The organism is Tenacibaculum sp. TC6, assembly GCF_050606265.1.
Taxonomy (GTDB): domain Bacteria; phylum Bacteroidota; class Bacteroidia; order Flavobacteriales; family Flavobacteriaceae; genus Polaribacter.
On sequence record NZ_JBOCUK010000050.1, the window covers coordinates 1 to 15,579 of the forward strand.

Consider the following 15,579-nt stretch of genomic DNA (forward strand, 5'->3'; position numbering starts at 1 on the left):
GTGTGCGCTTTTTCTTGTGTGGACTCGTATTCATAAAATAAGTCTAATTTGTGTCAACTTATTTCAGGACGGGACATCATAAATAAAAAAGGAGTAGTTAAAACTACTCCTTTTTTATTTTAGTTATGTAAATAATCGAACTCCATATATTTCCATAAAACATATAATAAATTTACAGTAAACTTCAACAATTTTAAACAGTAGCTAACAAGTTCTTTTTTCTATTTTATTTTTTATTTTTAAAACCACACACCGTAACTTATTGACTTTTAATCGAAAAACAAGTTCCTTTTACGGAAAACCATAGAAAAATTAAAATCTTTTTTTTTAAATTTAAGGAAGTAAGTTAAAATTTAGCTTACTAAAAATTGTTCATTTAAACCAAAACTATAGACACATTATATCATATTTCCACTGCAAAACTTATGTTATAGTTTATGTTTTGATTTACTTGTAACACACATTATGGGTTATTACATACCCCCAACGAGTATTAACCTAATTTAACCTTAAAATGAAAAAACATGTCTTACTACTACTATTTGTATTTTTATTATTTAATTGTTCAACTAATGATGATTATTCACCACCATCAGAGCCAGATACAAACATAATAATAGAAAGCTTCAAAGCGAAAATTACGTCTCCTTCACAATTCAGAGATTACTCTTTTTATAACCAAGGATGTGAGGGCATTTTTGAAAACCCCGACCGAAGCACACTTTTTCAAGGAAATGTAGATATTGGCTATGTTAATGGCTCTGCACATCTCAAAAACTCAGACATTGTTGTTACTTGGGTAAGTAGCGTTGATGGTATCTTTTATCAAGGGAACCCTAATGATTCTATGGAAACTGAAATAGAAAAAAAACTAAGTAAAGGTGTTCATACCATTTACTTAAATGTTTCTATTCCTTCTAAAAACATACATATAAAAGATTCAATTACACTATCTAATGCTATTCAATTAACAGCTAAAAACACCAGTAAATCTGTTAAACTCACTTGGACAAAATATGAAGGTTCTGATTTTAAATCGTATATTATTTATACAGAAGATTTCAAACCTATTGTAGAAATTAACGATATAAATACCTTAGAATATAATTTTGAAAATTTCACTTCTTTAGTAGAAAAAAAGCAGTACCAAGTTATTGTAAGAACGAAAGGAGTTTACGAACATATTATAGGAAGTAATATAGAAAAAATGTATCCCGGAATTTTTATTGATTTCCCGTATTACATACGAAAAATAATTAGTGACCCTATAAGAAATAGACTCTATGGTTTGGTTGGCAATAAAAACTATATATCTGATAATTACGGACTTGTCATTATTGATATAGACTCTCAGAATTTCAAGGTAAATTCACATATTTTAAAAGATACTTTTTATACAGATTTTGATATTTCACCTGATAACGAAAATTTATTTTTATCACAAACAGATAACGAGGAAATAGTAAAACTAAACCTAACTACGTTAACCCCTACTTCTTTTACTACAAATACAGATAGCTGGGGAATTCATAAAATAGAAGCCGGAGTAAATAACACCCTCTATTGTTATGGAAATTCACCTACTTTTGATAGTTCTAAATTTTGGATTTATGATGGAAATACCGGAAATTTAATTAACGGACCAATTACTTCTTTTTTAACGCATGATGATATAGAATATAATCATAAAAATCAAGCTTTATACACAGGAAAAAGTAGTGTTAATAACGGAAGAGTTTATAAATTCAATACAGATAATACATTTGTTGATGTAAGCTCATATCCAATTTGGTTAACAACAATTTCATCTCCGGAACCATTCATTCTTTTAGCACAAAACAATCAAAGTCTTTTTTGGGAGAATTATCAATTAGATTTGGATTTAAACATTATCAGAACCTTTACTTCTAACATAAAAGCGTGTAGCCCAAATAACATTCTTCTTTCTGATTATGAAAAAGTATATACTTACAACGATTTGAGCATTAAGTACACTTTTCCTCAATTTCCAACGGGAACGTCTGTTGCTAATACTATCGTATTTTCTGATGATGATAACCTTATTTTCTGTAGAGCAGATCAATCAAATGTTAAGAATCACGGAGAACTATACTACAAAGGCCAAACTTATATTTTTAGGTTTAAAGTAGGAAAAAATAATTTTTAAGAATAAAAGGGTAAACGAGAAATTTATTTACCCTTTTTTACATTCATAAATAGTAAACTTTGCATTTTCTTTTATAATGGTAACCTCTTTAAATAATAAACTTAAATGAGTTTTATAATTCAAATGTTTATTGGCTACTAACACAAAGCGTCCTTCATCTTTTAAACAGGCAAGTACTTCTTTAAACAAAACTAAACTTACCTCTATATTATTTTCATATTCAAAATGAAACGGAGGGTTTGAGACCACAACATCGAATGAATTTTCTTTTAAAGAAACCAATGTGTTATTACAAATAAAAGTTGCCTTTTTACTAGCTATATTTAACTTTGATGATTCAATAGCCAAATTAAAATCGTCAAGTAACGTAATTTCTGCATTTGGATTTAACTCAAGTACTTTATGTCCTATCACACCATTACCACATGCTAAATCCAATATTTTTACCTCATGATTATAAATAGTTAAATGCTCTAAAAAAAACTGAGTTCCTATATCGATATGTCCGGAAGAAAACACTCCGTAATATTGTTTAAAAACTGTTCCCTTAAAATCAATATTCTTTATTAATTCAGCATCAGATATTTTTGATTTTGGCTGCTTTAACAACAATAATCTAGCTTTTTTCCATGCTTTTGATTGTTCAATCACATCAAAATACCGTTCGGCAATAGTTAAAAATGAGGTTGAAAAATACTTGGTCATAAATCCACATACTACTTCTGTTTCATTTGTACTCGAACGATGAATTTGTTTTAAAAACAATTCAAATAGCTCAAGTGACTTGGGTATTTTTATCAAGGCTAGTTCAACTTGCTGTAAACTTTCTAACGGATTTTTATAAACAACTTTAGCTTCTATTTTATTTAAAGCTAAATTTAATTCTATCGCTTTTTGTTGACTTGCGTATGTATAAATTGTTGTTACTTCCTGTTTTTGTAACACACTATTCCAAACTCCAAAACGATCATTAAATAAATGAACTTTTTTACTTTCTTTATTTTTAAAAAAGTAATCTAACACCATTAATTCAGCATTACTCCAAGCCCTTAAACTTTTATCTTCTGTTTCAGGATAACGCTGTAGTTGATAACACTGATTATTTATTTCTAATACTGATTCCAAATTAGTTTTATCTTCAAGATCAAGAATTAAACAGTTACTTCCTCTTTATAATAAATTTTGTCAAATGAGGTAATGTTTCCATCCTTATCTCTTCTGAAAACATGTTTTGGCCCAACTTCAGAAATCGATTTTTTCCCCATAGCAGCTACAAACTCTTTTACAGCAGCAATTGTTTTTTCGTGATAATTTTTCACTCTTACATTTTTATACTCAACCACTAAAGCTTCAACTAAATCCTCATCTTGAGTTGCTACTCCAACAGGACAAGTATCTAAATTACACTCTCTTGCCTGAATACACCCTAAACTAAGCATAAAACTTCTAGCCATACCAATAGCATCAGCTCCTAAAGCTAAATATTTTACCACATCAAATGCATCAACAGCTTTACCACTTGCTATTATTTTTATTTCTTTTCTTAGTCCATATTTCTTTAATGTCGTATTCACAAAGGCTAGTCCGTCTAACAAAGGAGTTCCGATATAATTAGTAAACTCTAACGGGGCGGAACCGGTTCCTCCTTCACCTCCATCAACAGCTATATAATCCGGATAATTCCCTGCATCAGAAAACGCTTTTATCATTTGCTCTATCTCGTCATTATCTCCCACGCAAAACTTAATTCCAACTGGTTTTCCTTCGCTTAAATCACGTACTTTTTGTATAAAAGCAATCATTTCCTCAAAATTTGAAAAAGAAGAATGTCCGGGAGGTGAATCAACCCTTGTGAAAGGTTTTACAGAACGAATTTTAGCAATTTCCTCTGTATTCTTCTTCGCCGGTAAAATTCCTCCATGTCCTGGTTTTGCCCCTTGTGAAAATTTAATTTCAATCATCTTCACTTCCGGTCGCCTAGCATTTTCTTTAAAAGTTTCATCATCAAATACTCGTATTTCATTTTCAGTTTTACCGGCACCAAAATAACCGGTACCTACCTGAAAAATCAAATCGCCTCCTTGTAAATGGTAAGGAGAAATTCCTCCTTCACCGGTATTATGAGCAAAGCCTCCCATTTTAGCTCCTTGATTAAGTGCCATAATAGCATTTTTACTTAAGGAACCAAATGACATAGCCGATATGTTAATAATAGAAGCATTGTATTTTTTAGCACATTTATCTGAACCAATTAAAATTCGTTCTCCTTCAATATGATGATGATCTTGTGGGAATAAAGAATGTTTTACAAATTCATAGCCTTTTTTATAAACATTGTGCTGAGTTCCAAAAGGAACTGTTTCGATTTCTTGTTTAGAACGTTGGTAAACAATACTTCTCTTCTCACGATTGATTGGAGTTCCATTTAAATCATCTTCAATAAAATACTGTTGAATTTTTTCACGTTCTTCTTCAAATACCCATCGAAGTCTTGCTACAATTGGAAAAGCTCTCATTAATGAATGCTTTTTTTGTATAAAGGCATCGTAAATGGTTAACAATGTAATTGCTGAAGATATTGTTAGTAAAATATAATTCCCCATCTCTGGCATAAAATACACTAACACACCACACAATGCATTAATTACAACAACAACGGCTAATATGGTATCTCTCATTTTTATATCTTTTTATGGCTAAAATACAAGTTTTATTGCATAAAAAAAGCTCTGATATTTACCAGAGCTTTTATATATTTTTGTAAAAACAAAATTACTTTTTGAATTTTGCATATTTATTTTTGAACTTATCAATACGTCCAGCAGTATCTACTAACTTAGACTTACCTGTATAGAAAGGGTGAGAAGTTCTAGAAATTTCTAACTTTATTAATGGATATTCAACTCCATCAACTTCTAAAGTTTCTTTTGTATTAGCGGTTGAACGAGTAACAAATACATCTCCGTTAGACATATCTTTAAAGGCAACCAATCTATAATTTTCTGGATGTAAATCTTTTTTCATCTTTATAATAACTTTAAATTTTATAATGAATTTGTTTAAAATTGGTAAGGTTTTAAACGCCTTCAGTAAAAATCAAAAACCTGCAATGGCTATTTGAGGGTGCAAATTTAACCCTTTTTTTTAATTTCCAAACAAATAAATTGTTTTAATTTGTAGTGTGAATAAATAATTTTTGAATTCAAACTCTTTAACATGCGTATTTGTAAATATTTCATCATAACTTCTTTAGCTATCGTTTCATTAACTTCTTGCAGTGAAACATATTATAAATTTAAACTTAATACTACTAAAAAAACTGTATTAGGAGAAAAAGCTACCATTACATTTGAACAATTACAAGGAAATGCAATTGATTCTGTTCAGCTTTTTGTTGATAATAAAAGAGTTAACAAGAATGAAACCAGCGTTACTATTAATACAGAAGATTTTGGTGCAGGAAAACATGCGGTAACGGCTATTGCTTTTTACCCCAACAAATCAAAAAGAGTAAATAATTCTATTGAAGTTTTTGCAAAAGAAGCACCTACTTTATACACTTTCAAAATTGTAAACACTTATCCTCATGACCAAAACGCTTATACTCAAGGGTTAGAATATCACAATGGTTTTTTATATGAAACTACCGGAAAAAGAGGGCAATCAAGTTTAAGAAAAGTAAATTTACAAACCGGAGAAGTTTTACAAAAAACAGATTTAAGCGACACCTATTTTGGTGAAGGTATGACCATTTACGACAATAAAATTTACTGGTTAACTTGGCAAGCTCGCAAAGGTTTTATATACGCTTTAGATTCTTTTGAAAAAGTTGGAGAGTTCAATTATAATAACAGCCACGAAGGTTGGGGATTAACTCATAGTGATACAGAACTTATAAAGTCTGATGGATCGAATAAAATTTGGTTTTTAAATCCTAAAAACCAACAAGAAAAAAGAAGTATTCAGGCATATACAAATAAGCTTTCTTTAGAAAAACTTAATGAACTTGAATTAATTAACGGAAAAATATACGCTAACTACTGGCAAAAACCTTTAATAGCCATTATTAATCCTCTAAATGGTTGTGTTGAAGGTATTATTAATCTTACAGATTTAGTAAAAGAAATGGAAAAAACGCAAAAGTTAGTTGATGAGGATGATGTATTAAATGGAATAGCTTATGATGCTGACCGTAACCGCATTTTTGTTACCGGAAAACATTGGAGTAAATTATTTGAGATTGAATTAATTAAACAATAATTTTATAGTTTCAAAGTTATATCGTTATTTTAACGAGCTTTATTAACTTTTAATTGTGTTAATTCAATGAGATTCACGCTGCCTTTTTTACTTATATCTATTGCTGTTTTAGTTTCATCTTGTAGAAAAGATTTTGATACTATTCCTAGTTATGGAAATTTAGAATTTTCTAAAGACACTGTTTTTTTAGATACCATTTTTAGTAACATTGGTTCAGCAACCTACAATTTAAAAGTATATAATAAAAGTAACAAAGCTATAACTGTTCCGGAGATTAAATTAGAAAATGGTATTAATTCTAATTACAGATTGAATGTTGACGGAACTCCCGGAAAAGAATTTAAAGACATTACTATTCTAGCCAATGATAGTATTTATGTTTTTGTTGAAACTACTATTGATTTTAGTTCAATAACCGACCCACTATATACAGACAAAATCTTATTTGACAATGGTAATCAACAACAAGATGTTGATTTAGTAACTCTTGTTCAAGATGCTCATTTTATCTTTCCAAGTAAAAATAGCTTAGGCATAGAAACACTTACTATTGATGGAAAAGATTCCGAAATCCAAGGTCGTTTTTTAAAAGATGACGAGCTAACTTTTACAGATGAAAAACCTTATGTTATATATGGTTATGCTGCAGTTCCTTCAACAAAAACACTAACTATTAATCCTGGAGCCAAAATACATTTTCATAGAAATTCCGGTTTAATTGTTGACAAAGAAGCCAGCCTAAAAGCTTTAGGAACTCTTGATAAAAAAATTATTTTTGAAGGTGATAGACTTGAGCATCAATTTGATAATATTACAGGTCAATGGGGTACAATATGGTTACGTGCCGACAGTAAAGAAAACGAATTAAACCACACCATCATAAAAAATGGAATTGTTGGTATGTTGGTAGATGGAATTACTCCTTCTTCTCCCACTCTTACCATAAAAAACTCAGAAATTTATAATAATTCCAGCTACGGAATTTTAGCTAGAAACTCTAACATTGTAGGAGAAAATTTAGTGATAGGTAATACAGGACAATCATCTTTGGCTTGTACCTTTGGTGGTATTTACAATTTCACTCATGCAACCTTTAGTAATTACTGGAATAATAGTTTAAGGCAACTACCCACAGTCTTAGTTAATAACCACACAACCTATGTTAATCAGGATGGTGAAAAAGTAACAGAAATCAGAGATTTATCAGAAGCTAATTTTACAAACTGTATTATTGAAGGAAATAATAACATAGAATTCCTTTTAGATAAAATTGAAGGTACTTTATTCAACTACAGTGTAAAAAATTGTTTAATAAAGTTTGATGATATTAATAAAACTTATAGTAACATCCCGGAACTCAAATTTGATGATTCTACACACTACCAAAACATCATTTTAAATGGATTTTCAGACTTTAGAAATGCTCAAAAAAACGAGTTAATTATTGGTGAAAATAGTGATGCTATCAATAAAGGAATTACAACTCCTGTTACCTCTGATATACTTGAAATTGAAAGACTTTCTAATGTTGATTTAGGAGCGTATCAACATATAAAATTTTAAGTCTATTTATTAAAATAACAACTCAACAAATACAACTTATTCTATCCTAAGTAATTTAAAGAAGCTTTATCCAATAAGCTTTTCTTTAACTTTTTTTTTGTTAAAAAATTGCTTCTTTAAGATTAATTTAAGATTTTAGCATTTAATTAATTCAAATAATTATATAATGAGAACAAAGTTTAATGGAATTTTAACGCTACTGCTGGCGTTGGTTGTGCAAATTTCGTTTGCACAAGACAGAACAATTTCAGGTACGGTCTCTGATGAGTCAGGGCCTTTGCCTGGAGTTACAGTTTTGAAAAAAGGTACTACCCAAGGTACTGAGACTGACTTCGATGGAAATTATTCTTTAAAAGCAAAAACAGGTGACATTCTTGTTTACAGCTTCGTAGGAATGAAAACTGCTGAAAGAATAGTTGGAGGAGCTAACCAAATAAATGTAGTATTAGAAAATGACAACTTACTTGAAGAGGTAGTTGTTACAGGACAGGGTTCTGGTATTGAAAAAAAGAGGTTATCGACATCTGTCGATGTTTTAACATCAAAAGATATTGATAAATTACCATCTAATCAAATTGATCAAATTTTACAATCTAATACTCCTAGTGCTCAAATAAGACTAAGTTCAGGGCAACCAGGAACTACGGCCTTAATTAGAACAAGAGGTCCTATATCAGCCGCGTCGTCTGCAACTCCCGTCGTTATTGTCGATGGTGTTAGAGTTGATAACTTAAACTCAAATGCCACTCTTGGTCTTGATACAGGTGGTGCTAACACTTCTGCTTTGGCCGATATTCCAGTTGAATCAATAGAGAAAATTGAGTATATTAAAGGGGGAGCTGCTACAACCCTTTATGGTGCTGATGCTGCCAATGGCGTGATACAAATTATAACTAAAAAAGGAAGTCGTAATTCAACAAATATATTTTTTGAAACAAGATTAGGAGTTATTAGTGCTACGAAAGATTTTTTGAAATATAAACGAACTGCTGAAGCCTTATTCCAAAAAGGAATTGCTCAAGAATATAGATTCGGATTAAATGGAGGACAGGAAAAAACCACTTATAATTTTTCCGGAAGTTTATATAAAGATGATAGTTTTAATGATTACAATAAACAAATAAAGAGATCTCTATCTTTTGGTTTATCGTCACAGTTAAATGAAAAATTAAAATATCAGGGATCGTTTGCTTATACTGGATTTGAATCTAATTTGGACTACAATGCGAACACTTCTTTTTCTAGATTTAGTAACTTTGAAGGTGCTTCTCGTGGTAATTTAGATGAACTTTCTGAAGAAGATTGGTTAGTTGAAAAAGAAAGAGCTCGTTTAATTGGCTCTTTAATCGATATAACTAGAGATGTTAATAGATTTACCAATTCTAATAAGTTTACTTATGATATTTTCGATAATTTACAAGTAAATGCAACTATTGGAATTGACGCAAGAGCTTCTCAGGACCAAGAAGTTAGCAGTAATCAATTACAAATTGCGCAAGGAACACTCCCAGAGGGAACAACTGATAGAGCTAGTCTAAACAAATTTGTAAGACGAATATTTACAACAACTGGTGATTTGAACCTGACGCATAAAGCAAAATTAAACAACTTTTCTTTTGTAACAGTATTTGGAGGTCAGTTTTTTAGAACAAATGAAAGACAGGAAAGACTTGAAGGGTCTGGAGGAGTAGATGGAACTCTTCTAGCACAAAATTTCCCTACTAAAAACTTTTTTGACAGAATAATAGAAAATGGAAATTATGGTTTGTATTTTTTAGAAAATATTGGAATATACGATGTTGCTTACCTAGAATTTGGTGCAAGATATGATGAAAACACCTCGGCAGGAAAAAACGCTAAACCTTTATTTCTTCCAAAAGTAGGTCTTACATATAATATTTCTGATCATGGTTTTTATAAAGATAGTTCTATAAAAAATACAATATCAAACATAAGAGTTCGAGCAAACTATGGTGAATCTACTCTTTTCGCAAGACCATTTGCTGAAGATAAAACGTTTACTCTAAATACTTTTTTTGGAAGTCCGGCTTTCACATTTGGAAACCCTGGTAATCCAGATTTAACTTCAGAAAAAGTGGCTACCTATGAGGTAGGCTTGGATTTAGGTTTTTTGAACAACAGAATTAATTTTGGAGCAACCTATTATAAAGGTATTACAACTGATGCCTTATTCACACCAAATCCAGCTCAATCTGAAGGTCAATTAGCACAAGTAAAAAATATTGGAGAAATTGAAAATACTGGTTTAGAACTTGAATTATCAACAAAAATAATTAGCAATGAAAACCATCAATTAGATTTTAATGCGTCGTATAATCACAACAAAAACATAGTTATAAGTACTGGTGGGGCGCCAGGATTTGGTGTTGGAGGCTTTACAGTAATCGGAGCTCGTGTTGAAGAAAATGAATCGTTAGGTTTCTTAAGAGGAACCAAAGCAACACCAAATGGTGATGGAACTTATAAGTTTACTGCAGACTCTGCATTAGGAAACACCTATGCTCCTCACTTTGGATCTTTTAGTTTAAACTATTCTTTTAAGAACTTTAACTTTTTTATGTCTGGTGATTATCAATTTGGAGGTAAGTCAGTTGATCTAAGTTTCCTATTAAGACACCTAAGAGGTCAAGATAACACTGGAATTCCTGAAGATTTATTAGCATTAAATACTAGTCCATTTAATTATGTCAATTATTTTGTGTTTGATTCCGATTTTGTCAAAATCAGAAACCTAGGATTATCGTATAGATTTAATAACTTGCTAAAACCATTTAAAAACATTACCATAAACTTTTCTGTAACGAATCCCTTTAACTGGACAAATGGTAATTTTGACCCTGAGACAACAGGATCTGGTATTGGTGCACAAAACGGATTTAGCACAGGAGGTTTTGCATATGGAACAGAGTCGGCTCCTAGGATTTATATGACTTCATTAAAATTTAATTTATAAAAAAGAATAACAATGAAAAAAATATATTTAAAAGTACTATCACTATTATTACTAGTAAGTTGTACTGGCGACTTTGAAGAAGTTGTTGATTTTACAAAAATTAGTAACCCAAATTTTTCAGAGGGAGCTGTTGTGGGACAACCTAATTCATCATCTATTCTTCTCTTAGGTATAGAAAGACAAATGTCCATAGCCCTTAATAATATTGTAGTTATTGCAGAAATAGGTTCGGATAATTATGTAAATACACAGACATTTTATAGCCAGTTTATGGATAAACTGGATATAAGGATTACTGATCCTGATATGCGAAATGCACAGTTTGGGATTTCACGCTTACGAGAACTTGCTAAATTTGGTTTAAGCAAAGTAGGTCCAAATGACCCGACATATACAGCAGACATAGAAGCTGAATACCATTTTTACGAAGGGATGTCATATTTAATGGCGGGAATGTACTTTTCTTATTTACCACAGGAACCTCTTGAATCTACGGTTAATTCTGAAACCAATTATAATAGCGCAATAAGCTCATTTAATAAAGCAATTGCCGCAAAAAATGTTCCTGAATATCACATTGCTAAAGCAAGAGCTAATTACTACTTAGGAAATAAGACGGAGGCTATTAACGATGCCAATCAAGCATTGGCTTTATCATCTACTGTTTTGAAATCGGCTAGATATGATGAAAAAGAAGGAGTTGGTAATAGAATGGAATCTGCATTATACCAAAGAGGTACGTTTGATGATTTACAACCTCTTCCTACTTTGGATTTTTTAGATCCTAAATACTCATTTCTCACAGCTAATGTAGATCCTTCAATCCATTTTCTTAAAGCAGAAGAAGCACATTTAATTTTGGCTGAAGCAGCAGCGTCTTCATCAGATATTTCAAGCGTAAAAACTAATTTAACCAATTTACTTACACTAATTGGAACACGTGAAATACGTAATTTTTCAGATGCTATAGAAGGTAGAACACAAGGTGCTCCAGGTAGTAGACCTGATAAAGCTTCAGTTATTGTAAATGGAAGAAGTGGATTAGTTCTTGACAGACAAAACGGTAACATAAGCGTTCCTTCTGTTTCCGGAACATCTTTAACACAAAGTGAGATAGATAATATTACAACTGAAGATGATGCCTTAGAATTGATATACAGAACTAGACAAGAAGTTTTTATTGGTGAAGGACTAAGATTGGTTGATATGGGAGTCAAGTTAGTATTATCTGAAGAGGAAATCCAACTAAATCCGAATATTAATAGTGGTGATCCTGGAACATCTCCTACCATTCCTTCTTTTATTGATTCAATAAAAACAATGTTAGATGAAATAACCTACGATGCTACAGGTCCTGGAGTAGCAACAACAACTATCGATTTAAATAAAATACTAGTACAAAACAAGACTTCTAACGAAGTTTTACCTTTTAACTAAATTTTTATAGTTAAAAGAAATACACTTAATTTATTTTCAAAAGAGGCTGTTCTACTTTTCAGACAGCCTCTTACTTATTCCGATAATTCTCTTACCTTTGCAGTATGGAAGAAAACACAGTAATTTTCGGTATCAGAGCTATTATTGAAGCCATAGAAAGTGGTTCAGCAATAAACAAAGTATATTTACAAAAAGGATTAAGAGGTGAACTTTTTTATCAGTTAGAAAAATTGATAAAAAAACATAAAATATCTACAAGCGTAGTTCCTTCAGAAAAACTTGACAGATTATCTAAACACAATAATCATCAAGGGGCAGTAGCTAGAATTTCTCCTATAGAGTTTTACGAATTAGAGCCTTTATTAGAAACTGTTCTTGAAGAAACATCAACTCCTTTATTTCTTTTACTTGATCAAGTATCTGATGTACGAAACTTTGGTGCTATCATTAGAACTGCCGAATGTACCGGAGTTAACGGTATAATCATACAAAAAAGTGGTAGCGCGCCGGTTAATGCAGAAACCATTAAAACTTCTGCCGGAGCTGCTTTTAAAGTTCCGATATGTAAAGTTGATCATATCAAAGATGCAATCTTCCAAATGCAGGCTGCCGGTATCAAATTAGTAGCTGCAACAGAAAAAACAGAAAGTTCTGTTTATGTTGTAGATTTTAAACAGCCAATTGCCATAATTTTAGGTTCAGAACATAAAGGAGTAAGTACTGCTGTTTTAAAACTGTCAGATTATAAAGCAAAACTTCCTTTATTAGGAGAAATAGAATCATTAAACGTATCTGTTGCCTGCGGAGCTTTTTTATATGAAGCGGTAAGACAACGTATGTAATAATAAAAAAGGTTCAAATTAATAATTTGAACCTTTTTTATTTTCTTCTTCTTTATAAATATATCGATACGTAAATTCTTTTATTTCCTCTACTTCTTCACTCCTGCTTTCCTCCTCTTCTACCGGGGGCACATAATTTCCTGCCTCGTCAAACATTTCATCAAACTCCGTTTTAGAAAACTCAAATTTTTCTTTAACAAGTCCCTCATTTCTATATACTAATGACAAAATTCCTCCAAAAATGAAACCAGATAAATGTCCTTCCCAAGACATTCCTTCTTTTATCGGAAGCACATACCAAACCATACTTCCATATAAAAAAATAACAATTAACGACACAGCTATTAATCGGTAGTGCTTTTTTATTATTCCACTAAAAAAAGTAAAGCTAAAAAGTAAGTAAACAATTCCACTAGCTCCTATGTGATAGGATTCTCTTGCGATAATCCAAGTAAGTAATCCTGTTAATATCCCTCCGATTAAAAATACTTTATAAGCTACTCTTTGATAAAAAAACAATACAATAGATGAAAGCACCAATAAAGGAATTGAATTATTAAATAAATGATTCGTATCACTATGAATTAAAGGCGATAAAAATATGCCTCTAAGTCCGATTAATGTTCTTGGATAAATTCCATACTTATTAAAATTAACTCCAAATTTAATTTCAATCCAGTAAATTAACCAGAGCAAAAAAATCATCAGAAATGGAATATAAAAAACTCTTTCTGAAAATCTAAGTTCGTTTTCATTATTCATATTTCTAAGGTATCAAAAATATTTCCAAATAGTTATACATGAAAAATTGTCATATAAAATTTCATTGGATACATTATCTCAATTATTTAGTAAATTTGATTTTGTAAAACCTGACTTCAAAAATGACACAGCCTTTAGCGGAACGTATTAGACCTAAATCACTTAATGATTATATTAGTCAACAACATTTAGTTGGTCCTAATGGTATTTTAACAAACCATATTAAACAAGGCATAATACCCTCTCTAATTTTATGGGGCCCACCGGGTATAGGTAAAACAACTTTAGCTACCATTATAGCTAATGAATCCGGAAGGCCATTTTATACATTGAGCGCCATAAGTTCAGGAGTAAAAGATGTTAGAGATATTATTGAAAAAGCTAAAAAAAGTAGCGGTTTATTTACTCAAAAGAATCCTATTTTATTTATTGACGAGATTCATAGGTTTAGTAAATCTCAACAAGATTCTTTATTAGGCGCTGTTGAAAAAGGTTGGGTAACTTTAGTTGGTGCTACTACAGAAAACCCGAGTTTTGAAGTTATTCCTGCCTTACTTTCCCGATGTCAGGTATATATTTTAAATTCTTTTGACAAAGATGATTTAATTACGCTCTTACATAGAGCTATTGAAAAAGATGAAATACTATCAAAGAAAAAAATAATATTAAAAGAAACAGACGCTTTGCTTCAGGTTTCCGGGGGTGATGCCAGAAAATTGTTAAACACTTTTGATTTACTAGTAAGTACTGAAGATGAAGTTGAAATTACGAATAAACTTGTACTGACTAAAATTCAGAAAAATACAGTTAGATATGATAAAACCGGCGAACAGCATTATGATATTATTTCTGCTTTTATTAAATCAATAAGAGGTAGTGATCCTAATGCAGCTGTTTATTGGCTAGCAAGAATGATTGAAGGTGGTGAAGATGTTAAATTTATAGCCAGACGATTATTGATTCTTGCTTCTGAAGATATAGGTAATGCCAATCCAACCGCTTTAATACTTGCCAATAATACTTTTCAGGCAGTTTCTGTAATAGGTAACCCAGAATCAAGAATAATTTTAAGTCAATGTGCTGTTTACTTAGCCAATTCAGCAAAAAGTAATGCTTCTTATATGGCAATCAATGAAGCTCAAAATTTAGTACGAACTACAGGAGATTTATCTATTCCTTTACATCTAAGAAACGCTCCCACTAAGTTAATGAAAGACTTAAATTACGGAAAAGACTACCTATACTCTCATAATTATCATGGTAACTTTGTTGAACAAGAGTTTTTACCTGAAGAAATTAAAAACACTAAATTATACGAACCCGGAAATAATGCGCGTGAAAATCAGTTTAGAGAACTTTTAAAACAACGCTGGAAAGACAAGTATAATTACTAATTTTTTTTTAAATTATATACTCCCCTTACCTTTTTATAAAAACATCAAGACGTTTTTATAAAAAGATCAAGGTGTTTTCACCAAAACATCAAGACGTTTTACTAAAAAGATAAAGACCTTTTTTACAAAGGTCTTTTATAGTTTTTAAATAAAAGTTAAAAACTTACAGTAATGTGTTTT

The 15,579-nt window shown here is 30.9% G+C and carries 11 protein-coding genes; 7 read left to right on the plus strand and 4 right to left on the minus strand.

All coding sequences use genetic code 11. The features are described 5' to 3' along the window. Positions 1–514 precede the first annotated feature (514 nt). Positions 515–2,167 (plus strand): hypothetical protein, encoded by a 1,653-nt coding sequence (locus tag ACQY1Q_RS16445; protein ID WP_431006424.1) that lies wholly within the window; start codon positions 515–517, stop codon positions 2,165–2,167. 27 nt (positions 2,168–2,194) lie between these two features. Here ACQY1Q_RS16445 and ACQY1Q_RS16450 read toward each other — a convergent pair whose 3' ends face one another. From ACQY1Q_RS16450 to ACQY1Q_RS16460, 3 genes are all read right to left on the minus strand, one after another. Continuing rightward, on the minus strand, positions 2,195–3,292 hold the full coding sequence (locus ACQY1Q_RS16450) for a methyltransferase (protein ID WP_431006425.1): 1,098 nt from the start codon (positions 3,290–3,292) through the stop codon (positions 2,195–2,197). Positions 3,293–3,318: 26 nt separating this feature from the next. After that, complete coding sequence (locus ACQY1Q_RS16455; protein WP_431006426.1) at positions 3,319–4,845, minus strand: FMN-binding glutamate synthase family protein; 1,527 nt, start codon at positions 4,843–4,845, stop codon at positions 3,319–3,321. A 94-nt stretch (positions 4,846–4,939) separates the two neighbouring features. Continuing rightward, positions 4,940–5,191, minus strand: coding sequence for a type B 50S ribosomal protein L31 (locus ACQY1Q_RS16460; RefSeq protein ID WP_431006427.1), 252 nt, complete (start codon positions 5,189–5,191; stop codon positions 4,940–4,942). Positions 5,192–5,383: 192 nt separating this feature from the next. Here ACQY1Q_RS16460 and ACQY1Q_RS16465 point away from each other — a divergent pair, with 192 nt between their 5' ends. The 5 genes from ACQY1Q_RS16465 to rlmB all read left to right on the plus strand — a co-directional run bounded on the left by ACQY1Q_RS16465 (position 5,384) and on the right by rlmB (position 13,243). Further along, on the plus strand, positions 5,384–6,427 hold the full coding sequence (locus ACQY1Q_RS16465) for a glutaminyl-peptide cyclotransferase (protein WP_431006428.1): 1,044 nt from the start codon (positions 5,384–5,386) through the stop codon (positions 6,425–6,427). Between the two features lie 66 nt (positions 6,428–6,493). Next, positions 6,494–7,990: a hypothetical protein gene (locus ACQY1Q_RS16470; RefSeq protein WP_431006429.1), complete on the plus strand. Its 1,497-nt coding sequence runs from the start codon at positions 6,494–6,496 to the stop codon at positions 7,988–7,990. Positions 7,991–8,156: 166 nt separating this feature from the next. Beyond that, positions 8,157–10,964, plus strand: a complete 2,808-nt coding sequence (locus tag ACQY1Q_RS16475; RefSeq protein ID WP_431006430.1) for a TonB-dependent receptor domain-containing protein — start codon at positions 8,157–8,159, stop codon at positions 10,962–10,964. 12 nt (positions 10,965–10,976) lie between these two features. After that, on the plus strand, positions 10,977–12,401 hold the full coding sequence (locus tag ACQY1Q_RS16480) for a hypothetical protein (protein WP_431006431.1): 1,425 nt from the start codon (positions 10,977–10,979) through the stop codon (positions 12,399–12,401). A gap of 104 nt (positions 12,402–12,505) precedes the next feature. Further along, positions 12,506–13,243, plus strand: a complete 738-nt coding sequence (gene rlmB / locus ACQY1Q_RS16485; RefSeq protein ID WP_431006432.1) for a 23S rRNA (guanosine(2251)-2'-O)-methyltransferase RlmB — start codon at positions 12,506–12,508, stop codon at positions 13,241–13,243. A gap of 18 nt (positions 13,244–13,261) precedes the next feature. Here the strand turns inward: rlmB and ACQY1Q_RS16490 are convergent, their stop codons facing one another. After that, positions 13,262–13,948: a rhomboid family intramembrane serine protease gene (locus ACQY1Q_RS16490; RefSeq protein ID WP_431006433.1), complete on the minus strand. Its 687-nt coding sequence runs from the start codon at positions 13,946–13,948 to the stop codon at positions 13,262–13,264. 179 nt (positions 13,949–14,127) lie between these two features. On the opposite strand from ACQY1Q_RS16490, the gene ACQY1Q_RS16495 reads away from it, so the two are divergent. Further along, the gene (locus ACQY1Q_RS16495) at positions 14,128–15,399 is read left to right on the plus strand and encodes a replication-associated recombination protein A (protein ID WP_431006434.1); all 1,272 of its coding nucleotides are present in this window, start codon (positions 14,128–14,130) and stop codon (positions 15,397–15,399) included. Positions 15,400–15,579: the final 180 nt, after the last annotated feature.